The organism is Bradyrhizobium sp. MI1.10, assembly GCF_055811035.1.
Genome location: NZ_JBVVPN010000025.1, coordinates 1 through 22,707, shown reverse-complemented (window position 1 = coordinate 22,707; position 22,707 = coordinate 1). Strand labels below are relative to the sequence as shown.

At 64.3% G+C, this 22,707-nt stretch carries 12 protein-coding genes; 4 read left to right on the top strand and 8 right to left on the bottom strand.

Annotated elements, in window-relative coordinates; all coding sequences use genetic code 11:
- Positions 1–127: 127 nt before the first annotated feature.
- Positions 128–1,012, bottom strand: coding sequence for a non-homologous end joining protein Ku (ku, locus tag AC0L3K_RS24880; protein WP_007595745.1), 885 nt, complete (start codon positions 1,010–1,012; stop codon positions 128–130).
- 118 nt (positions 1,013–1,130) lie between these two features.
- Between ku and ligD the strand changes: the two genes are divergently transcribed.
- Positions 1,131–3,809, top strand: coding sequence for a DNA ligase D (ligD, locus tag AC0L3K_RS24875; RefSeq protein WP_473367062.1), 2,679 nt, complete (start codon positions 1,131–1,133; stop codon positions 3,807–3,809).
- Between the two features lie 94 nt (positions 3,810–3,903).
- Here ligD and AC0L3K_RS24870 read toward each other — a convergent pair whose 3' ends face one another.
- Positions 3,904–4,068 (bottom strand): DUF3309 family protein, encoded by a 165-nt coding sequence (locus AC0L3K_RS24870; protein WP_007595743.1) that lies wholly within the window; start codon positions 4,066–4,068, stop codon positions 3,904–3,906.
- Positions 4,069–4,252: 184 nt separating this feature from the next.
- Between AC0L3K_RS24870 and AC0L3K_RS24865 the strand changes: the two genes are divergently transcribed.
- Entirely contained in the window at positions 4,253–4,570 is a 318-nt protein-coding gene (locus tag AC0L3K_RS24865) for a polyhydroxyalkanoic acid system family protein (RefSeq protein ID WP_007613819.1), read from the top strand.
- 3 nt (positions 4,571–4,573) lie between these two features.
- Here the strand turns inward: AC0L3K_RS24865 and treY are convergent, their stop codons facing one another.
- Genes treY through AC0L3K_RS24835 form a run of 6 tightly spaced genes read right to left on the bottom strand, consistent with a single transcriptional unit; the run spans position 4,574 to position 18,577 of the window.
- Positions 4,574–7,360, bottom strand: a complete 2,787-nt coding sequence (gene treY / locus AC0L3K_RS24860) for a malto-oligosyltrehalose synthase (RefSeq protein WP_473367061.1) — start codon at positions 7,358–7,360, stop codon at positions 4,574–4,576.
- Position 7,361: 1 nt separating this feature from the next.
- On the bottom strand, positions 7,362–9,116 hold the full coding sequence (treZ, locus tag AC0L3K_RS24855) for a malto-oligosyltrehalose trehalohydrolase (RefSeq protein ID WP_473367060.1): 1,755 nt from the start codon (positions 9,114–9,116) through the stop codon (positions 7,362–7,364).
- Positions 9,113–11,191 carry a glycogen debranching protein GlgX gene (gene glgX, locus AC0L3K_RS24850; protein ID WP_007595729.1) on the bottom strand — a complete coding sequence of 693 codons (2,079 nt, stop codon included), beginning with the start codon at positions 11,189–11,191 and terminating at the stop codon, positions 9,113–9,115. The genes treZ and glgX overlap by 4 nt, the downstream gene beginning before the upstream one ends.
- A gap of 3 nt (positions 11,192–11,194) precedes the next feature.
- Positions 11,195–13,333: a 1,4-alpha-glucan branching protein GlgB gene (glgB, locus tag AC0L3K_RS24845; protein ID WP_007595727.1), complete on the bottom strand. Its 2,139-nt coding sequence runs from the start codon at positions 13,331–13,333 to the stop codon at positions 11,195–11,197.
- The gene (gene treS, locus AC0L3K_RS24840; RefSeq protein WP_219681174.1) at positions 13,326–16,619 is read right to left on the bottom strand and encodes a maltose alpha-D-glucosyltransferase; all 3,294 of its coding nucleotides are present in this window, start codon (positions 16,617–16,619) and stop codon (positions 13,326–13,328) included. Before treS ends, glgB begins: the two co-directional genes overlap by 8 nt.
- A gap of 11 nt (positions 16,620–16,630) precedes the next feature.
- Positions 16,631–18,577: a maltotransferase domain-containing protein gene (locus AC0L3K_RS24835; RefSeq protein WP_473367059.1), complete on the bottom strand. Its 1,947-nt coding sequence runs from the start codon at positions 18,575–18,577 to the stop codon at positions 16,631–16,633.
- Positions 18,578–18,781: 204 nt separating this feature from the next.
- Here AC0L3K_RS24835 and malQ point away from each other — a divergent pair, with 204 nt between their 5' ends.
- Together malQ and AC0L3K_RS24825 are read left to right on the top strand one after the other, a co-directional pair.
- Positions 18,782–20,743 (top strand): 4-alpha-glucanotransferase, encoded by a 1,962-nt coding sequence (gene malQ / locus AC0L3K_RS24830; protein WP_354127275.1) that lies wholly within the window; start codon positions 18,782–18,784, stop codon positions 20,741–20,743.
- 43 nt (positions 20,744–20,786) lie between these two features.
- Positions 20,787–22,586, top strand: coding sequence for a glycoside hydrolase family 15 protein (locus AC0L3K_RS24825; protein WP_219681169.1), 1,800 nt, complete (start codon positions 20,787–20,789; stop codon positions 22,584–22,586).
- Positions 22,587–22,707 lie beyond the last annotated feature (121 nt).

Below are 22,707 nucleotides of genomic sequence, written 5' to 3'. Positions count from 1 at the left end.
CGCCCCCCGGCCCCGGGGGGGCCAACCCGGCCACCACCAGCGCATGGCCCCTCGCGACGAAGCAATCCAGACTGCCTCCGCGGAAAGATACTGGATTGCTTCGCTGCGCTCGCAATGACGGATTAAATCAACCCGCCTTCCTCTGCCGCGCCGTCGATCGGTGCGTCTTCTTTGGGGCCCTGGTTCGCCCCGATGCTCGGCGCGCATGGGACTTCGCCGCCGTCTTCTTCCCACCGCGTCCCTTCAAGCTCTGCTTCAGCGCATCCATCAGGCTGACGACATTGCTCGGCTTCTCCTCAGGCTCCGGCAGTTCGATTGTCTTGCCGCTGGCCTTGCGCTTCACCAGGGCCTTCAGCGCGTTCTCGTAGTCGTCCTTGAATTTGCTCGGATCGAAATGGGAGGCCTTGGTCTGGAGGATATGGCCGGCGAGCTCAACCATGTCCTTGGTGATCTTCGGGCTCTTGATGTCGTCGAAGAACTGGTCCTCGTCGCGCAGTTCGTAGGGGAAACGCAGCGTGGTGCCGAGCAGTCCCTTGCCGAGCGGCTCGATCGCGATGATGTGCTCGCGATTGGTGAGCACGATTTTGGCGAGCGCGACGCGATCCTGGTCCTTCATGGCGTCGCGGATCACGGCAAAGGCATCGACCGCGGCTTTGCCGTCGGGCGCGATGTAGTAGGGATGGTTGAGGTAGCGCTGGTCGATCTCGTCGCTCGGCACAAAGCTCTCGATGTCGATGGTGTGGTTGCTCTCGATCTGGACCGCTTCGAGCTCCTCCGGCTCGATCTCGACATATTTGCCCTTGCGCAGCTCGTAGCCGCGGCCCTTCTGGTCGCTCTCGACGACGTCGCCGGTCTCGGCGTCGATCATCTGCTGCTTCAATCGGTTTCCGGTCTCGCGGTTGATCATGTGAAACCGCGTCTTCTCGGCCGCGGTGGTCGCCGGATAAAGCACAACGGGACAACTGACCAGCGAGAGCTTCAACGTTCCCTTCCAATAGGCGCGCGGTGCCATTCCGTTCTCCAGCGTCTGCGAGTCATTTTGGAACCCCAACCGTCCCGCGGGGTTTTGGTTCCGGGTGGGATGCGGGCCGTGATAGGCTTCCACGCCGAAAGAGAATCCGGGACCAGCCGTGCTGCAAAAGCTATCGAAGTATCGACAGAAACGTGATTTCGAGAAGACGCCGGAGCCGTCGGGCAAGGCCGCGGTGGCGCCATCGAAGCAACGGCGCTTCGTGATCCAGAAGCATGACGCTTCGCGGCTGCACTACGATCTGCGGCTCGAGTTCGATGGCGTCTTCAAGTCCTGGGCGGTGACGAAAGGGCCCTCGCTCGATCCGCACGACAAGCGGCTGGCCGTCGAGGTCGAGGACCATCCGCTCGACTATGGCGACTTCGAGGGCACGATTCCGGAAGGCCAGTACGGCGGCGGCACGGTCATGCTGTGGGACCGCGGCACCTGGGAATCCGAAGATCCCGAACGCGGTTTCAAGAAGGGCGATCTGAAATTCACACTGCATGGCGAGAAGCTGCACGGCAGCTGGGTCCTGGTGCGCATGCGCAACGATCGCACCGGCGGCAAACGGACCAATTGGCTCTTGATCAAGCATCGCGACGAATATGTTCGCGAGGGCGCAGACAACGACATTCTCGAGGAGGACAAGTCGGTCGCCTCAGGGCGCGCGATGGAGCAGATCGCCGGAGGCAAGGGGCGCGCGCCAAAACCGTTCATGCTGGCGAAGGGCACCAAGGCCAAGGCCGACGCGGTCTGGCAGTCCGATCGGGCGGACGAGGCGAAAGGGCGCACGGTCAAGCCGGCGCCGCGCGCGGCGTTGAAGGCCGGCAGGACGGCAAAGAAGAAAGCCACGACCGCAACGACCGCGAAGAACGCGGCGGAGATGCCGGACTTCGTCGCGCCGCAGCTCTGCACGTCGGTCGAGCGCCCGCCGGGCGGCGATGGCTGGTGCCACGAGATCAAGTTCGACGGCTACCGCGTGCAGCTGCGGGTCGAGGGCGGCAAGGCGACGTTGAAGACGCGCAAAGGCCTTGACTGGACCGAAAAATTCGCGAGCATCGCGAAAGAAGCGGGCGCGTTACCGGACATGATGATCGACGGCGAGATCGTCGCGCTCGACCACAATGGGGCACCGAACTTTTCGTCGCTCCAGGCGGCGCTGTCGGACGGCAAGACCGAGGAGCTCATCTTTTTCGCCTTCGACCTGTTGTTTACGGAAGGTCTCGATTACCGCCGGCTACCGCTCGGCGAGCGCAAGGCGCGGTTGAAGGAGCTGCTGGAGGCGCGCAAGCGCAAATCGAGCCAGATCCGCTATGTCGAGCATTTCGAGAGCGGTGGCGACGCCGTGCTGCAATCGGCCTGCAAGCTTGAGCTTGAGGGCGTGGTGTCGAAGAAGCTCGACGCGCCCTATCGCTCGGGGCGGACGGAAAGCTGGACCAAGGCCAAATGCCGTGCCGGCCATGAGGTCGTGATCGGCGGCTACAAGACCACCAATGGCAAATTCCGCTCGCTGATGGCCGGCGTGCACCGCGGTGATCATCTCGCGTTCGTCGGCATGGTCGGCACCGGTTTCGGCGCCGACAAGGTCAAGCGCATCATGCCGTCCTTGAAGGCCATGGAGGCGAAGCAAAGCCCCTTTGGCGGCAAGAACGCACCGAAAAAAGCGCGCGAGGTGCACTGGCTGAAGCCGGAGCTCGTGGCCGAGATCGAGTTCGCCGGCTTCACCGCCGACGGGAATATCCGCCAGGCCGCCTTCAAGGGTCTGCGGCAGGACAAGCCGGCGGAGGAGGTGGAGGCTGAGACACCGGTCGATACCGAGCTTGCCGAACCCTCGACGAAGCCGCGCGCGAAAGCGAAGACCGGCGCACGAACGGCCCAGGCCGGCGGCAGTGCCGAAGTGATGGGAGTCGTCATCTCCAAGCCGGACAAGGAGCTCTGGCCGGACGATGGCAATGGCGATCCCGTCACCAAGCTGGACCTCGCGCGCTATCTCGAAGCCGTCGGCGAATGGATGATCGCGCATCTCAAGGGTCGGCCGTGCTCGCTGATCCGCGCCCCCGATGGCATCAAGGGCGAATGCTTTTTCCAGCGTCACGCCATGCAGGGGACATCGAATCTTCTGGAGCTCGCAAGGGTCTCCGGCGATCGCAAACCCTATTTGCAGATTGATCGAATCGAGGGGCTCGCCGCCGTAGCGCAGATCGGCGGTGTCGAGCTGCATCCCTGGAATTGCGCGCCCTACGCCTACGATACCCCGGGCCGGCTGGTGTTCGACCTCGATCCCGCGCCCGACGTGGTCTTCGCCGAGGTCGTCGAGGCCGCCAAGGAGATGCGGCAGCGGCTGACCGACATCGGCATGGAAAGCTTCTGCAAGACCACCGGCGGCAAGGGCCTGCACGTCGTGGTACCGCTGCGTCATGGCGCGCGCGACCAGGTGAGCTGGAAAGAGGCCAAGGCCTTCGCGCAAGGCGTTTGCCAGTGGATGGCGGACGACGCTCCCGAGCGCTATCTGCTCAACATGTCGAAGAAGCTGCGCAACGGAAAGATCTTCCTGGATTATCTGCGCAACGATCGCATGTCGACGGCGGTGGCCCCGCTGTCGCCGCGTGCGCGCGCCGGCGCCACCGTGTCGATGCCGCTCACCTGGGCGCAGGTGAAGACCGATCTCGATCCGAAGCGCTATACGTTGCGGACGGTGCCTGGGCTGCTGCCGCGGTCGAAGGCGTGGGATGGTTATGACGATGCGGCCGTGTCGATCAAGGCAGCGATCAAGAAGCTCGCGGGGAAAACGAAGTAGGGTGGGTTAGCGAAGCGTAACCCACCACTTCTGTTGACACGGAGAGAAAAAAGGTGGGTTACGCCTTGCGGCTAACCCACCCTACCGAACCCGGCTAGATCCGTCCCAGCAGGAGCAGGATCAGCAGGATCACGATGACGAGCCCGAGACCGCCGCCGCCGTAATAGCCGGTGCCGTAGAACGGGCCGCCGCCGATGCCGCTGAAGCCGCCGAGCAGCGCGATGACCAAAATGATCAGAATGATCGTACCGATAGACATGCCAAATCTCCTCCAGCCCTTCGTTGAAGGGTCTCTTGCAACCTGTCCCGTTGTGCGAGGGCAACTTGCCGCAGGTTTTATAGTTCCGCCTATGAAACACGGGGTGCACGCGCAACTTGCATGGAACCTTTGTGGTACCGGTGGGCATGATTATGTGAGGTTCAATCACTAACGGGGCAGAGCCATGTCAGCACCGCTTGTCGTCTCTATTCCCCACCGCCTCGGCCGCGAGGAGGCGGTACGCCGGCTCAAGACCGGGCTCGGCCGTGCTGCCGCCAGCATTCCGGTGATGCAGGTCGAGGAGGAGCGCTGGAACGGCGACAGCATGAATTTCCGCATCCGCGCGCTGGGGCAGATTGCGAGCGGCCAGGTCGATGTCGCCGACGATCATGTCAAGGTGCAGGTGGTGCTGCCTTGGCTGTTGCAGCGCTTTGCCGAGATGGCACAGGCCACGATCCGCAAACGCGGCCAGCTGCTGTTGGGCAAAGACGGGAAGAGCTAGCGTTCAAGCGCGGGTGCGCTGTCGCACCGGTTTCGCCGCGTCCACGGGGCGCGCCGGGATGACCGAAGCGGGAAAACCGCGAAGCGCCTGCGCGAGCGGCAGATCGTTGCCGGCGAAACCCGGCATGCTGTAGCCCGTGACGTCGATGGCGGCGTCGGCCCCATCGAGCGCCGGCCATTCGCGTCCTGCTTGCGTGAAAGGTGCGAAGTGGCGCCCGACAATGACGATCGCAGCAGTGCGGCCGTGGCGGCGGGCAAAGGCCACGACATGGTCGGCATGTGCGCCCCGCACCTGAAGCGGCTGGTAGTCGCCTCGCGCGAAGACGTCGGACAACTCGTTGCGCAGCTTGAGCAGGTGCCGCGCCCAGGCCAGCTTGAGCTGGCCGTCCGGCCAGCTCTTGATCAGGTGATTCCAATCCGGATTGTCCAGCGTGCCCAGCGCCGCGTGTCGCGCGGAAAAATCCACCGGGCGGCGGTTGTCGGGATCGACCAGCGACAGGTCCCAGAATTCGGTCCCCTGATAGAAATCGGGCACGCCCGGCAGAGTCGCCTTGAGCGTGAGCTGGCTCAGCGCGTTCAGCGCGCCGAGCAGCGCGACGCGGCGAGCCAGGGTTTGCAGCGCCTCCAGGAACTCGCCTGATTGCGCGGGATCGAGGATCTTCGCGATGAAGCTCTTGACGCCGTTCTCATAGGCCTCGTGCGGGTTGAGCCAGCTGGTCTCCTCCTTGCCCTCGCGCGCGGCCTTGAGCGCATAGGCCTGGATACGCGCGACGAAACCGGCATCGGCCGTCTCTACAAGCGGCCAGGCGCCGAGCAGCGTCTGATAGAGCATGTATTCGAACGTTGCCGACGGAGCGCGTAGATTGCCGTCGAGCGCGAGGTGCGGCGCGTTCAGGACTTTCCAGCGTGCCACGGCGCTGGTCCATTCGCCGGGAATTTCACTTAAGGCAGCGATCCGCGCGCGGGCGTCCTCGCCACGTTTGGTGTCGTGCGTGGCAGTCGCCGTCATCCCTTGCGGCCATTCCCTGGCGCGGGCCTGCATGGTCTCGTGGAAAGCGGGAATGGTGAGGCCCTTGCTCGCGGGATCGCCGCCGACTTCGTTCAGGGCGAGCAGCCGGTGGAATTGATAGAAGGCAGTGTCCTCCAGCGACTTCGCCATCATCGGCCCGGTGAATTGCTGCACCTTCAGCGCAAAGCGGCGCACGCGCGGGGCGCTGTGCGGGGGACGGCCGGGCTTGAGCAGGTCCATGGTGAGGGCGTCGCGCAGGAAGTCGAAAATGCCTTCGTCTGCGGCGAACCATTCCTGGCGAGCGGCCTCGATGGTGTCGTCGATCAGCTTGCGATCGTTCGCGGTCGGCGCGCTTGTCGTCAAATAGGTGCGGTACACCGGGAAATGCAGCACGTAGAGCTCGAGCGCCTGCCGCAGGCTGTCGGCGGAAAAGTCGCGGGTGGAGTAGTGCCCGTTGGCGATGCGTGCAAGCAGGCGCGTCAGAACCGTGAATTCGCTGGTCAGCAGCGTCTCCAGCACGCGCCGTTTGGCGTCCTTGACATAAGGCGCGAGCCGCGGCGGCCGGTTGCTGATCTGCCGCCAGGTCTCGTCCAGCGCCTCCAGCCCCTTGGGGTCGACCAGAACGTGGGTGATGGCATTCATCCACTCATAGCCGGTGGTGCCCTGGACGCCGGCGAAATGCGGCAGGCGCTCGTGCTCGCACAGGATTTTCTCGATCACCGTATAGAACGGCTTTGTGGTGCCCTGAGCGTCGCGCACCAGCCGGCGCAGCCGCTGGCAATATTGCGCGGGATCGCGCAGGCCGTCGATATGATCGAGCCGGATGCCCTGCAGTTTGCCGTCGGCAATGAGTTGCTTCACCAGCCGGTGCGTGGCGGCGAACGTGCCGGGATCCTCGACGCGCATGCCGGCGAGCCCGTTGACGTCGAAGAAGCGGCGATAATTGATGTCGCTGGAGGCAAGCCGCCAGTGCCCGAGCTTGTAGTGCTGGCGCTCCAGCAAATGATGCAGCGCCAGCGTCTGCGCGGGGCGGTCCTTGGCGGCGCGATAGGCGCCGAGGCCGCGCGCGATGATATCGGCGCTGCCTGCGATCTCTTTGAGCTCCGCCTTGAAGCCGGGCGCTTCCTTGCGGTTGGGGCGGCGCAGTCCCGTGTAGCGGGCCGCCAGCGACAGCAGGCGCTTGCCGGCCTCGGTTTCGGCGGCGTCGGCTTCCTTCACGATCATCCGCAGCATCTCGCCATAGCGCTCCGGCGCGATCGGCAATCGATGCTCGAAATACCAAGCGGAAAAACTACCTTCGTTGGGATCGTAGCGCAGCTCGATATCGCCGCTCTCGAGCGCTTCGCCATAGGACGCTCCGAGGATCGGCAGCAGCACGCCGCCACGGGCGCGGAAAGCCAGTTGATCCCAGTCGATATCGAAGGAGACGGCATGCGGCGAGGCCTGGCCCCATTCCAGCACGTCCAGCCACCAGGGATTGTCGGCAAAGTGAACGCCGACGTGGTTCGGTACGAAATCGATGATGAGGCCGAGGTCGTGTCGCGTCAGCGCCTCGCTCAGCCGCGCGAAGCCGGCCTCGCCGCCGAGCTCCGGATTGAACTGGCTGTGATCGACGGTGTCATAGCCGTGGGTCGAGCCCTTGCGGGCCTTCATCACCGGCGAGGTGTAGAGATGCGTGATCCCCAGCGCCTTCAGATAGGGCACCACCGCGGCGGCCCTGTCGAAATCGAAATCCGCGGTGAGCTGAAGCCGGTAGGTTGCGAGAGGAATGGCTGGAGGCATGTCAACCTCCGAGGCGCCAGACCACCGACCAGGGCGCAAGCCGGTCGCCGGTCGCGCCGCCCCAGATCAGGGTCCCCACACCGTCGTCGGAATATGCGGCGTCCTTGTCGGAGAGATTGGCCACGAGGCGCAACGTCGCGCCATCCCCCATGTGCCAATGTGCGGTGAGCAGCCCGCTATCGGCCACGGCGGCATCACCGAAGCGCGCACCTTTCAGTCGTGGCGCGACCTCCTTGTGGCGGAGTGCGAGCAGCTCCCGCACCAGCGCGAGGCGTGCATCCTGCTCCGGCGTGTGGCCGCTCCAGTCGAGCACGGCCGATTGCAGCGTTGCCGGATCGAGCGGGTCGGGCACGTCGTCGCCGTACTTTTCATAGGCCCAGGCGTATTCCTGCCTGCGCCCCTTGCGGACGGCATCAGCCAGTCCGCCCTGGAAGTCACAGAAGAACGGGAAGGGCACGGTGGAGCCCCACTCCTCGCCCTGGAACAGCATGGGCACCATCGGCGCGAGCAGGGTCACCGCGAGTGCTGCTTCGATCTGCTTGGGCGATGCCAGGCTTTCGAGCCGGTCGCCGAGCGGCCGGTTGCCGATCTGGTCGTGGTTTTGCAGGAAATTGACGAAGGTTGCCGGCGGCAGCTCGCCGCTGTTCTCGCCGCGCGGCTTCTTGCCCCAGAATTCAGAGATTTCGCCCTGATAGACGAAGCCGGAGGCGAGCGCGCGTGCGAGATCGAGGCGCGGTGTTTGATAGTCCGCGTAATAACCAGCGAGCTCGCCCGTCAGCATCACGTGCCAGACGTGGTGGTAGTCGTCGTTCCACTGGGCGCGATATTTGCCGTTCGGAGGCTCCTGCGCGGCGTCGAGCAGGCTCGCGCGATTGTCGCCGTTCTCCAGCACGAGATGGATATGCCGTCCCGTCGCCTTGGCAAGCTCGCCCGCGGCGACGCTGAGGTCCTGCAGCATCGATTGCTCGCCGGGGATCGCCATGATGTGATTGGCGGCATCCAGCCTCAGGCCGTCGAAGCGATAATCGCTGAGCCACGACAGCGCGTTCTCGACGGCAAAAGCGCGAACCTGCGGCACGCGATAATCGATCGCGCTGCCCCATGGCGTGTGCGCGTCGGTGAAGAAGGCCGGCGCGTAGCGGCCGAGGTAATTTCCCTCGGGGCCGAAATGATTGTAGACGACGTCGAGGAACATCATCAGCCCGCGCAGATGGGCTTCGTCGATCAGCGTCTTCAAATCATCGGGATGACCATAGGCGCTGTCGGGCGCGTACCACAGCACGCCATCATAACCCCAGCCGCGACGACCGGCGAAGTCGGCCAGCGGCATCAGCTCGACCGCGGTGATGCCAGTCGCGACGAGATGATCGAGCTTGTCGATCATGGCACGATAGGTACCTTCCGCAGTGAAGGTGCCGACATGCGTCTCGATCAGTACCGTCTCTTCCCAGGGACGCCCGCGCCAATCGGGCGTGCGCCAGGCGAAGGCGTCATGATCGATCACCTCGCTCGGGCCGAACACGTCGTCGGGCTGGAATGCAGACGCCGGATCGGGCACGTCGATCGCGTCGTCGATCCTGAATTTGTAGTTGCTGCCGACGGGCAGATTGGCAATCTCGGCGACATACCAGCCATCCTGCCGGCGCTGCATCGCGTGTCGTCTGTCGAGCAGGAGATCGACACGGCGCGCGGCAGGTGCCCATAGCCGGAACGACACGCCGTCCTTCGTCGGCCTCGCCCCGAAGGATGGCCTCATAGCGCCCCCGCGAAAGCGAGCACGGAGCGCGGCGGCGCCTTGCTGTCGCTTCCGGGCAGGAAGTCGACCGTGTTCAGCTTGGCGTCGGTCGTGTTCAGGATTTGCTGCCAGCTCTTGTATTCGGTCAATTTTGGCAATTTGAATGCGATCTCTTCGGGGGCTGCGTTGAGTACGATAAAGATCGCGGCGCTGCCCGGTTCCATCGGCCCCATCACATAGGAGAGGAACCGCCCTTCCGGGAATTTCCAGTCGCTTTCCGTCATTTCGTCGCCGGCCGGCGTCAGCCACAGCGCGCCGTAGGAGATGCCGTCCTTGGGGCGGCCGTCGAGCCAGCGATGGCTGCGAAGCTGCGAGAACCGGCGGCGGATATCGGCGAGCTCGGCGACGAAATCGACCATGTCGTCGCCGTCCTTGCCGAGATTGTCCCAGCCGACCCAGCCAACCTCGTTGTCCTGGCAATAGGCGTTGTTGTTGCCTGATTGCGAATTCCCGACTTCGTCGCCGGCGAGGATCAGCGGAATGCCCTGCGCCAACATGAGGCAAGCCAGTACGTTCTTGCGAAGCTGCCGGCGCAAGCTGACGATTTGGGGATCGTCGGTCGGGCCCTCGACACCGCAATTGTTGCTGTGGTTGTCGTTGGAGCCGTCGCGATTGTCCTCGCCATTGGCCTCGTTGTGCTTCTCGTTGTAGCTGAAGAGATCGGCGAGGGTGAAACCGTCATGCACGGTGATGTGGTTGACGCTGGCGCGCGGCCGCCGTCCGTCGTGGTTGAACAGGTCGGAGGACGCCGTCATGCGGCTGGAGATGTCGCCGATCAGGCTGCCTTCGCCGCTCCAGTAGCGGCGCATAGCGCTGCGATAACGGTCGTTCCACTCCGACCATTGTGAAGGAAATGCGCCGACCTGATAGCCGCCAAGGCCGAGGTCCCAGGGTTCGGCGACGAGCTTGACGCTCGCCAGCACCGGGTCCTGGCGTATCGCGGTCAGGAACGAGCTGCCGCGATCATAACCGTTCGGCCCGCGCGCCAGCGTGGTGGCGAGGTCGAAACGGAAGCCGTCGACGTGGCAGACCTCGACCCAGTAGCGCAGGGAATCCATCACCATCTGCAGCACGCGCGGATGGGTGAGGTTCACCGACGAGCCGCAGCCGGTAAAATCGTCGTAGTAGCGCGGGTTCTCGCGGTTCAGCCAGTAATAGGAGGCGTTGTCGATGCCGCGGTAGCACAGCGTCGGGCCGAGGTGATTGCCCTCGGCGGTGTGGTTGTAGACGACGTCGAGCATCACCTCGATGCCGGCATCGTGCAGGCGTGCGACGGTGGTGCGGAAAGAATCGAGGGCGTTGTCCTGGGCGTAGCGCTGCTCGGGCGCGAAGAAGGACAAGGTGTTGTAGCCCCAGTAATTGGCGAGCTTCTTCTCCACCAGGATGCGGTCATCGACGAAACTGTGCACCGGCAGAAGCTCCACCGTCGTGACGCCGAGCTTTTTCAGGTGCTCGATCATCGCCGGCGAGGACAGGCCGCCATAGGTGCCGCGCAAATTCGGCGGCACGTCATCGCGCTTCTGTGTCAGTCCCTTGACGTGGGCCTCGTAGATGATGGTGTCTTCCCAGGGAATGTTGGGCCGGATCTCGCGGCGGCCCCAGTTGAAGGTCTCGTCGACGACGACAGCCTTGGGCATGCCGCGCGCGTTGTCGCGCCGGTCGAACGACAGATCCTCGCGCGGGCTTCCGGTGCGATAGGCGAAATGCGCGTCACTCCAGACCAGCCGCCCGGAAAGCCGCTTGGCATAGGGGTCTAGCAGGAGCTTGTTGGCGTTGAAGCGGTGGCCTTGTTCGGGCTCGTAGGGGCCATGCACGCGGTAGCCGTAGAGCTGGCCGGGCGAGACGTCGTTGAGATAGCCGTGCCAGACATCCTCGGTGCGCTCCGGCAGCTCGACGCGCTCGAGTTCGCGGCGGCCCTGCATGTCAAACAGGCACAGCTCGACCTTCTGCGCGTTGGCGGAGAACAGCGCGAAATTGGTGCCGCGTCCGTCCCAGCTTGCGCCGAGGCGTGCGGGCGATCCAGCAGTCAGGCGCATCGTTCAGCTTTCCGGAACGAGGAAGATCGCGGCGAGCGGCGGAATGGTGAGGCGGAGCTCGCCATTGACGGCGTGGACTTCGCCGATATTGCCGACATTGCTGCCGCCGTAATGGGCGGAGTCGGAGTTGAACACTTCCTTCCACTTGCCACTGAGGGGCGCGCGAACGCGGTAGTTGCGATAGACGTTGGGTGAGAAGTTGACGATCACCATGCACCGGGCGTGCTCGTCAAATCCCTTGCGCAACCATGCGAACACGTTGCGGTTGGCGTCGTCCGTGATCAACCATTCGAAACCGGCCTGCTCGCAGTCCATCTGGTGCAGCGCGGGCACCGCGCGATAGAGCCGGTTGAGATCGCGGATCAGCGCCTGGATGCCTGAATGGAGCTTGTACTCGAGCAAGTGCCAGTCGAGCGACTGGTCGTGATTCCATTCGCGGCTTTGTGCGATCTCGGCGCCCATGAACAGCAGCTTCTTGCCGGGATGGCCGAACATGAAGCTGTAATAGGCGCGCAAATTCGCGAAGCGCTGCCATTCGTCGCCGGGCATGCGCCCCAGGATCGAGCGCTTACCGTGCACGACCTCGTCATGCGACAGCGGCAGGACGAAGTTCTCCGAGAAGGCGTAGTGCAGGCCGAACAGGATGTCGCCGTGATGATGCTTGCGGTGGATCGGATCCTTGCTGATGTAGTTCAGCGTGTCGTGCATCCAGCCCATGTTCCACTTGTAGCCGAAGCCGAGCCCGCCGAATTCGACCGGGCGCGAGACCTGCGGCCAGGCGGTGGACTCTTCGGCGGCCGTGGTCGCCTGCGGGAAACGTGCGAACAGCTCGGTGTTGAAGCGGCGCAGGAACGCGATCGCCTCGATGTTCTCCCGGCCGCCATGCTGGTTCGGAATCCACGCGCCGGGCGGACGGCTGTAGTCGAGGTAGAGCATGGACGCGACGGCATCGACGCGCAGTCCGTCGATCGCGTAGCGCTCGAGCCAGAACAGCGCGTTGGACACCAGGAAGTTCGTGACTTCGGTGCGGCCGTAATTGTAGATCAGCGTACCCCAATCGAGATGCCGGCCCTGGAGCGGATTGGCGTGCTCGTATAGCGCTGTGCCGTCAAAGCTGCCGAGCCCGTGCGGATCGTCCGGGAAGTGGCCGGGCACCCAGTCGAGCAGCACGCCGACGCCCTCGCGGTGGCAGGCATCGACCAGTGCGGCAAAATCCTCCGGCGTGCCGAAGCGGCTGGTCGGCGCATACAGGCCAGTCGGCTGATAGCCCCATGAGCCGTCGAAAGGATGCTCGCTCACGGGGAGGAATTCGAGATGGGTGAAGCCCATGTCGCGGGCGTAGGCCGGCAGCTGCTCGGCCAGTTCGCGATAGGTCAGCCATTCATTGCCGTTCTTGCGCCGCCACGAGCCGAGATGGACCTCGTAGATCGACATCGGCGCGGACAACGCGTTGATGCCGTCGGGTGCCGGTCGCGGCCGGGGCAGATGTGCTTCGTCGAACACGATGGAAGCGGTCTTCGGCCGCACCTCGCTTGCAAAGGCCATCGGATCGGACTTCAGCGGAAGCAGATGGCCATGCGGTCCGATAATTTCGAACTTGTAGTGGTCGCCCGCCTTGGCGTGCGGGATGAACAATTCCCAATAACCCGCGCCGCGCACCCGCATCGGATGGCGCCGTCCGTCCCAGAAATTGAAGTCGCCGACCACGGAGACACGGCGGGCGTTGGGCGCCAGCACCACGAAGCCGATGCCATCGATGCCGTCGAGCCGCATCGGATGCGCGCCGAGCTTGTCGTAAAGGCGCTGGTGCGTGCCTTCGCCGAGCAGATAGAGGTCGAAATCGGTCAGGATCGGCGGAAAGCGATAGGTGTCCTCGAATTCGATGACGTTATCGCCGAACTTCGCGCGGAGCTGGTAGTGCTTCGCGCCGTTCGGCAGAGCGCCGATGAACAGGCCGGCATCATGGACGCGATCGAGCTTCGCCACCTCGCCGTGCTCGCCCACCGCCTCGACATTGGAAGCATCGGGAAGAAACGCGCGCACCACGCTCTTGTCGCCCTCGGGATGCAGCCCGAGATAGTGGAAGGGATCGGAGTGGCGACCCTCGATGATCGCATAGGCCTCGGCAGGGAGTTTAGGCATGGGCTTCGCTCTCGATACTGGACAGAATGCGAAGCAGTCCGGACAGCGGCGCATGGAGCCCCTCAGGCCGGTGGGACAGCTCGTACTCTACTTCCTCGAACGCTTGATCAAGCAGGAAAAACCTTAACAGGCCTGCCGCGGATTGCGGATCTTCCGGCCACAGCCGCCGATCGGTCATGGCTTCGCGGTAGGCGGTGAGGAACGTCGCGGTGGTGCGCTCGCGCCATTCGTCGAGCGCAGCCGTAAGCCGGCCCTGTTCGTCGGAAGCACCCGTGAGCGCGCGGTGGAGCGCCGCGTTAACCGAAAGATCAATCGAGCGGATCAGGCCGGCAACGTCGCGCGCCGCAGGCAGCTTGCGCCGCTTCTCCGCCAGCGGCAAACGCGGATCTCCGTCGAAGTCGATGATGAAGATATCGTCCTTCACGATCAGAGTTTGCCCGAGGCGGAAGTCGCCATGATGACGGATGTTCAACCCGCCGATCTCGGCAGGTAGTAGCGCGCTGAGCCGGCCGGACAGGGAGGCGCGCTCCGCGGCGAGCTGATTGATCAGCGGCCGATCTGCCTCCCGCAGGCCGTCGGTGCTGGCGGCCAGCCGCTCGAAAATCCGCTCGGCCCGTGCCTTGAGCTCGGATGACCAGCGCTTGATGTGTGCGGAGCCAATCGGCTCCGGCGCGAGATCGCCGGGCTTTGCGGCGGCCAAAGCCACATGCAGCTCGGCGAGCCGTCGACCGATCTGTGTAATGAAGTGCAGATAGGGCGCTTGCTCCTGGGTCTCGCGGGGCATCTCGCCCGGTGGCAGCACCCGCTGCTCGTCGATATAGCGGTCGAGATAGCCCGCAGTGACGCCCCAGCCGTCGCCCTGGTTCTCGACATAGGCGTGCAGCACGCCGACTGCGCTGCGACGGTCGTCTTCGACCAGTTCGACGCTGCCGAGCAGTGCCGGCGTATTGGCAAAGCGGGCGATTTCCGTGAGGTAGGAGCCGATCTCGATCTCGGGATTGATACCGGCTTCGAGCTGGCGATAGATCTTGGCGACATATTGATTGTCGACCAGCGCGGTGCTGTTCGACTGTTCGATCGCGCGGATGCGTTCGGGCTCCTTGATGGTGTACTCGGCAAACCGGCTGGTCGCCTTGAACTCCAGCCGCAGATTGTTTTCTTCCACCACCAGGTTCTGCGACAGATTGCGCAGGAACAGGCCAATGAAGATCTGCTCGGTTGCCACATCCAGCAGCGTCCCTTCGCGGGCACCCTGACGTACGGCGGCGAGTGCCCTGGGATTGAAGCGTTCGCGGTCGAAGCGCACCCATTCGATCTGCATCGGCAGCACGTAGCGCGTGGTGACGTCGCCCTGCGCCGCCTCGAAAAACGCGATCCAAGGCCTGTTGTCGCCGATGTCGCAGAACGGCACCGCCGAGGTCAGCGTCGGCTTGATGTGCTTGGGATTGTGCTCGGGATACCAGCGCGTGCGCGACAGGAATCCCGGCAGCACCTCGTGCTCGAACACGCCCCGCTCGCGCGCCAGCGACACCCAGGTCGAGTTCACCGGCACCACCAGCGTCTCGAATTCCGGCACCGCGCGCGGCGTCACCGGCTCGGACTTGTCGCGCTCGGTGAGCTGGAACCAGTAGAAGCCATAGGGCCCCAGCGTAACCATGTAGGGCAGTTCGCCGATCGCCGGAAAACGCGTGCGGCCAAGCATCTCCTGCGGGATGCGGTCCTTCCAGGGCGACAGATCGAGCTCGGTCGCCTGGGCCGCGCGCGACAAATTAGCGACGCAGAGGATCACCTCGTCGCGGTACTGCCGGACATAGGCCAGCACGGCGCGGTTGGCCGGGCGGATGAAGGTCATGGTGCCGCGGCCGAAGGCGAGCGTCGATTTGCGCACCGAGATCAGGCGCTTGGTCGCGCTGAGCAGCGAGGACAGGCTGCGCGACTGCGCCTCCACGTTCACCGATTCGTAGCCGTAGACCGGATCCATGATCAGCGGCGCATAGAGGCGGGCCGGGTCGCAGCGCGAGAAGCCGCCGTTGCGATCCGGGCTCCACTGCATCGGCGTGCGCACGCCGTTGCGGTCGCCGAGATAGATGTTGTCGCCCATCCCGATCTCGTCGCCGTAATAGATGATCGGCGTTCCCGGGAAGGACAGCAGCAGCGAGTTCATCAGCTCGATCTTGCGCCGGTCGTTGTCCATCAGCGGCGCGAGGCGCCGGCGGATGCCGACATTGATGCGGGCACGTGGATCGTTGGCGTAGGTGGTCCACAGGTAGTCGCGCTCGACGTCGGTCACCATCTCCAGCGTCAGCTCGTCATGGTTGCGCAGGAACAGCGCCCATTGGCAGCTCGCGGGAATGTCCGGCGTCTGGCGCAGGATGTCGGTGATCGGGAAACGGTCCTCCTGGGCGATCGCCATGTAGATGCGCGGCATCAGCGGGAAGTGGTAGGCCATGTGGCACTCGTCGCCGCGGCCGAAATATTCCTGCACGTCCTCCGGCCATTGATTGGCCTCGGCCAGCAGCAGCTTGCCCTTGGAGTAGGAATCCAGCTCGTGGCGCAGCCGCTTGATGATGGCATGCGTCTCGGGAAGGTTCTCGTTCGAGGTGCCTTCGCGCTCGCAGAGATAGGGAATGGCGTCCAGACGGAAGCCGTCGACACCGGCATCGAGCCAGCGCTTCATTACCTGGATCAGGGCGCTGACGACGCGCGGATTGTCGAAATTGAGATCCGGCTGGTGCGAGAAGAAGCGGTGCCAGTAGAAAGCGCCGGCCTCGTGATCCCAGGTCCAGTTCGACTTCTCGGTGTCGGTGAAGATGATGCGGGTGCCCTGGTATTTCTGGTCGGTGTCGCTCCAGACATACCAGTTGCGGGCGCTCGAGCCGGGAGGGCTGCGGCGCGCGCGCTTGAACCAATTGTGCTGGTCCGAGGTGTGGTTGACGACGAGCTCGGTGATGACGCGCAGCCCGCGCTTCTGCGCTTCCTGGATGAAGCGCTTGAAATCCTTCATCGTCCCGAAATCGGGATTGACCGCGCCGTAGTCGGCGATGTCGTAGCCGTCGTCGCGGCCGGGCGAAGGATAGAACGGCAGCAGCCACAGCGCGGTGACGCCGAGCTCCTGGAGATAAGGCAGCTTCTCGGTCAGCCCTGCGAAGTCGCCGATGCCGTCCTGATTGCTGTCGGCAAACGCCTTGACGTGGAGCTGATAGATGATGGCGTCCTTGTACCAGAGCTCGTCCACGATCTCGGCAGCCTCGGCTTTCTTGGTGTCGACGGAAGACAATACGTTCATGGCGTGCGCCCTTACGCCAGGCAGCGGAACAGTAGCGCCGGATCGCGCTCGGGATCGATACGCAACCTGATCCCGCCCCATTCGATGCGGGCCTGTTCGCCGGTGAGGAGGTTTTCGAGTGCCGACACATGGTGTCGCTGCCCGCCGGCGTCAACCGTGACGTCCCCGAGCGGCAACCAGAATTCGCGCACGTGGCGCGACAGTGCAACCACGGCGACGACGACGTTGGCCGGGCCGGTCGCCTCCTTCACGAAGGCGATCGTCTCGCCGTCTTCGATGCCGAGGAAGCGCAGGTTCGCGGTCTGGTGAAGCGCAGCATTCTCGTTGCGGATGCGATTGAGCTCCGTGATGTAGGCCTTGATGTTGCCGGGCTTGTTCCAGTCGCGCTGCCTGACCTGGTATTTCTCAGAATCGAGATATTCCTCGCGGCCGGGGATCGCGTCATGCTCCAGCAACTCGAACCCGCTGTAGACGCCGTAATTGCCGGACAGCGTCGCCGCCAGCGCGAGGCGCGATTTGAACGCCCAGGTCTCGCCGCCCTGGAGATGATAGGGCAAGAGATCGGGCGTATTCACGAACAGGTTCGGCCGATAGAAATCACGTTCGGGATAGCGCGTCAGCTCGCCGAGATATTGCTCCAGCTCCCACTTCGCCGTGCGCCAGGGAAAATAGCTGAACGATTGTGCAAAGCCGAGCTTGGCAAGCCCCTTCATCAGCTTCGGGCGCGCAAACGTCTTGGAGAACAGGATCACCTCGGGATGCCGGCGGCGGATGTCACGGATCAGCCACTCCCACAAGGCGAGCGGCGCGGTGTCATGATTGTCGATGGCGAAGATGGTGACGCCGTGGTCGATCCAGAACAGCATGGCGTCGCGAAACGCGTTCCACAGTCCAGCCCGGTCGACGGACGTGAAATCGGGGATGACGATATCGGAATAGGGCCCGTCAGCCGTCCGCACCGAGCGGTCCGGGCGCCATTTGAACCATTCCGGATGCTGCGTCAGCCACGGGTGGTCCGGCGAGCATTGCACGGCGAAGTCGAGCGCGAGTTCGAGGCCGTATTCCAGGCAGGTCGCGACCAGCGCGCGAAAATCCTCGATTGTGCCGAGTTCGGGGTGCAGCGCATCGTGCCCGCCCTCGATGGCGCCGATCGCATAAGGCGAGCCGGGATCGCCTTCGGCCGCCACCGGCGTGTTGTTGCGGCCCTTGCGCCGGGTGCGGCCGATGGGATGGATCGGCGTGAAGTAGAGCACGTCAAAGCCCATCGCGGCGATGTCGGGCACGCGCGCGATGCAGTCGCGGAGCGTGCCATGCTGTCCTGGCACCACGCTCTGGCTGCGCGGCATCATCTGATACCAGGCGCCGAAGCGTGCCTTGTCGCGGTCGACGAACAGTGGGAATAGCGCCGAGCGCGTGAGATCAGGCCGCGACTGGCTCTCGGCCATGGCTGCGCCGAGCTCGGTTGCCAGCAGCGGGGCAACGTCGCCGGTCTGAAGATAGTCCTCGCATTGCCTGACGATGACGGCGGCGGCGTCCTGCTGCGCGCCATGCGCCTTGGTCAGAAGGCCGGCGCCCTCGATCGCATCGAGACTGACATCGGCACCGGAGCGCTGCTTGCGCGCGACCGCGTGCGACCACGTGGCGAATTCGTCGGTCCAGGCTTCGATCGCATAGACATATTTGCCGGGCTCGACCGGTGTGAACGCGCCGGACCAGCGGTCATTGCCGTGAGGGATCATCGGCTCGCTCTGCCATTCGCGGTCCTGCTCCTGTCGCCAGATCAGCGCTGCGCCGATCACGGCGTCGCCGTCCCGGTAGATGTCGGCCCAGACCTCGAACGGTTCGCGCGCGATCCGCTTCACGGGGAAGCGCCCGCCGTCGATCAGGGGATAGACGTCCTCGATGAGGAAAGTGCTGCCGGCTGCGGCACTCTCGACAGTTTGAATTGTCTTGTTCACGGTGATGCCATTGACAAGAAAGCAGGAGCCCGTTTCCCTTGCCGGGAACCTACGCTTGATACCACTATAGAAAGCCGCTTGTGTGTCATTGGTTCCCTGGGGAACGGCAGGCGCGGCTCGCGAGTTACTCCTGACTAACCTCTTCCGCGACCTCGTTAAAATCGATGCCCCCGGCCAAAAAATGGCCTGCAAGCTGCGTGCCGAATGGATCTTTTAGCTCAAGCCCGGATCAAGGGCGTTCAATCCGAATTCGTCGATGCCCTCGGAAAGCTGCGGGTCACCGATCCCGTGGCCCTCAAATCCATCCTCGACGCCCTGCCGGAGAAGCGGGTTTACCGCTTCGTCAGCGGGCCCGTGGTGGTACGCGCCTTGGGACATCCGCGCACCGAATTGGTGACGATCGGTGCGCCGCCGCTCAAATGGAAGATGACCGACAACGGCAATTTGATCGCGCAAGGTGAGACGCGCGAGCCCGTGATTGCCTGGCCCGCCGGCCTGCCGCTCGGCTATCACCGCCTGACGCTGACCGATGCCGAAGGCGTGACCGAAGAGGTGCCGATGATCGTGGCGCCGGAGCGGGCCTTTGGCGGCGATTTCGACCGCGGCTGGCTGCTTGCCGTGCAGCTCTACAGCGTCCGCTCGGACCGCAATTGGGGCATCGGCGATTTCACCGACCTCGCCGGTCTCGTCCGGCTCGCCAAGCAGTTGGGGGCCGACGGCGTCGGGCTCAATCCCCTGCATGTGTTGTTCGACGACCATCCGGCCGATTGCAGTCCGTATTCGCCGAACAGCCGGCTGTTTCTCAATCCGCTCTATATCGACGTCGAGGCGATCCCGGAATTTTCCCCCGACCTCGTCCCCGACGCGGCCGCGACCGCCGCGCGGCTCCGTGACGGCGATCGCGTGCCCTATCCCGACATGGCGGCCTTGAAATGGCTCGGCCTCCGCGCCGCCTTCGACAGCTTCGTCAAAACCGCGAGCGGCGTCCGCCGCAACCAGTTCGACGCCTTCCGCGCGGCTCGCGCGCCGCTATTGTCCCGCTTTGCCTGCTTCGAGGTGCTCCGTCATCGCTTCGCGGCGCCGTGGTGGGAATGGCCGGAGGAATGGCAAAAGCCGGACGAGACGAAATGCGCCGAGCTGCGCAATGGCCCGGACAAGCACGAGGTCGAGTTCGTCGAATTCGTGCAATGGACGGCTGATAGCCAATTGCATGCCGCCAAGGAGCTGGCCGGCCAGCTCGGCATGCGGGTTGGGCTCTATCTCGACGTTGCCGTCGGCGTGCAGTCGAACGGCTTCGATGCCTGGAACGAGCAGGGGGCGATCTCCCGTCATCTCGCCGTCGGCGCGCCGCCGGACGTGCTCAATACCATCGGCCAGGATTGGGGCCTCGCCGGCTTCAATGCCGGCGGCCTGGAGGCGCAATCCTTCGTACCATTCGCCGATATGCTCGCGGCTTCAATGCGCCATTCCGGGGCCATCCGTCTCGATCACGTGCTGGGCCTGAAGCGACTTTATCTGGTGCCGCGCGGCTTCAAGCCCGACAACGGCGCCTATGTGCAAATGCCGTTCGAGGCGCTGCTGGCGACTGTGGCGCGCGAGAGCGCGGCCCATAAGTGCATCGTGATCGGCGAAGACCTCGGCACGGTGCCGGAAGGTTTTCGCGAGACCATGCAGGATTTCGGCATCTGGTCCTACCTCGTCATGATGTTCGAGCGCGACGATGCCGGTCATTTCCGGCCCGTCGATCACTACCGGCCCAACGCGCTGGTGACGCTGAACACGCATGATTTGTCGACCTATGCCGGCTGGCGCTCATTCAGCGATCTCAGGATGAAGCGCTCGCTCGGGCTCGATCCCGGCGAGAACGATCAGGCCCGCTGGGATGCGCTCGGCCTGCTCGACGAGATCCTGCGCGCCAACGGCATCCGTGCCAATGATGTCTATTCGGTGCTCGCCTTCCTGTCGCGCACGCCGTCGCGGCTGCTTGCGGTGTCGCTGGAGGATCTGCTCGGGGTGATCGACCAGCCCAACATTCCCGGTACGATCGACGAGCATCCGAACTGGCGCCAGCGCCTGCCTGTGACGCTCGACAAGATTGCCTCGAAAGTCGATCTCGCGGCTTTGAAGGCCGCGACACGGGAACGCTCGTTGCCCGGCGGGCGTTGATCGCCGGGGCTCCAAGGGTGCCGTTTTCGAGGCTCGTACGACCTTGTCTCAGAGGATTGAGGACTATGCGCTGATCGGCGACTGCGAGACCGCGGCGCTGGTCGGCCGCAACGGCTCGATCGATTGGCTGTGCTGGCCGGCCTTCGATTCCGACGCCTGCTTTGCAGCGCTCCTCGGCACGCACAAGAACGGCCGCTGGCTGATCGCGCCGAGCGAGGACGTCACCGCGACGTCGCGCCGCTATCTCGGCGACACCCTCATCCTCGAGACACGCTTTGAGACGAAGAGCGGCACCGTTGCGCTGATCGACTTCATGCCGCCGCGCGGCAAGGCCTCCGACATCGTGCGGCTGGTCCGCGGCGTCAGCGGCACGGTGAAGATGCGGATGGAGCTCGTCATCCGCTTCGGCTTCGGCGTCGACATCCCGTGGGTGCGGCGGATCGACCATTCCCTGCTGGCGGTCGCCGGGCAGGACATGACGGTGCTGCGGACTCCCGCGAAGACCCGCGGCGAGGATCTGACCACGGTCTCCGATTTCGAGGTGAAGGCGGGCGAGACCGTGCCGTTCGTGCTGACCTACGGCCCCTCGCATCTCGAGCCACCCGCACCGATCGACCCGGAGCTCGCGCTGCAGGAGACGGAAAAGTTCTGGCAGGACTGGTGCAGCCACTGTAATCGCGATGGCGACTATCGCGACCTGATCGTGCGCTCGCTGATCACACTCAAGGCGCTGACCTTCGGTCCGACCGGCGGCATCGTCGCGGCGCCGACCACCTCCTTGCCGGAGAAGCTCGGCGGCGCCAGGAATTGGGACTACCGCTTCTGCTGGCTGCGCGATGCCACCTTCACGCTGCTGGCGCTGATGAACTCGGGTTACACCGAGGAAGCCTCGGCCTGGCACAATTGGCTGTTGCGGGCGGCTGCAGGCTCGCCGTCGAACATGCAGATCATGTACGGCATCTGGGGCCAGCGGCGACTGCTGGAATGGGAAGCCGGTTGGCTCGACGGCTACGAGGGCGCCCAGCCGGTGCGCGTCGGCAATGCCGCGCATGCGCAGCTCCAGCTCGACGTCTACGGCGAACTGATCGACGCCTTCCATCAGTCGCGGATGGCCAAGCTCAAGCTCGACGACGAGAGCTGGGCGCTGGAATGCGCCGTGCTCAAGCATCTCGCCGAAGTCTGGGACCAGCCCGATCACGGCATCTGGGAGCGGCGCGGAGAGCCGAAGCACTATGTCTTCTCCAAGGTGATGACCTGGGTCGCCTTCGACCGCGGCATCAAGAGCGCCGAGACCTTCGGCTTCAAGGCGCCGCTGCTGCACTGGCGCACCTTGCGCGACGCCATTCATCGCGACGTCTGCAACCGGGGCTTCGACACGGAGGAGAATGCCTTCGTGGAGTCCTACGGCTCGAAGCTGCTCGACGCCAGCGTGCTGCTGCTGCCGGCCGTCGGCTTCCTGGAAGCGTCGGATCCGCGCATTCGCGGCACCATAGTGGCGATGGAAAAGCACATGATGCCTGACGGTTTCGTGCTGCGGCACGATCCCCGCGAGGTGCCTGCGGGGCAGCCGCCGCTCGAAGGCGCCTTCCTCGCCTGCAGCCTGTGGCTGGCCGATGCCCATGTGCTGGCGGGCGATCTCGACAAGGCGCAAGCCTTGTTCGATCGCGTGGTCGGGATCGCGAATGATGTCGGGCTGCTGGCCGAGGAATATGATTCAGGCGCCAAGCGTCAGACCGGCAATTTCCCGCAGGCGCTGACGCATATCGCGCTGGTCAACACCGCGCATAATCTGTCGGCGGCAAGGCAGGGCAGCGAGAAGCCCGCGATGCAGCGGTCGAAGTAGTGACGTGGATTAGTATCGATTGTATCCGGGGCGGAGGTGCGCCCCCTCTCCCGCTTGCGAGGGCTTTGCGTAAATCGCGAATCTGCGATTCTCTAAGAGACATCTGAAGAGGATCTGGGGA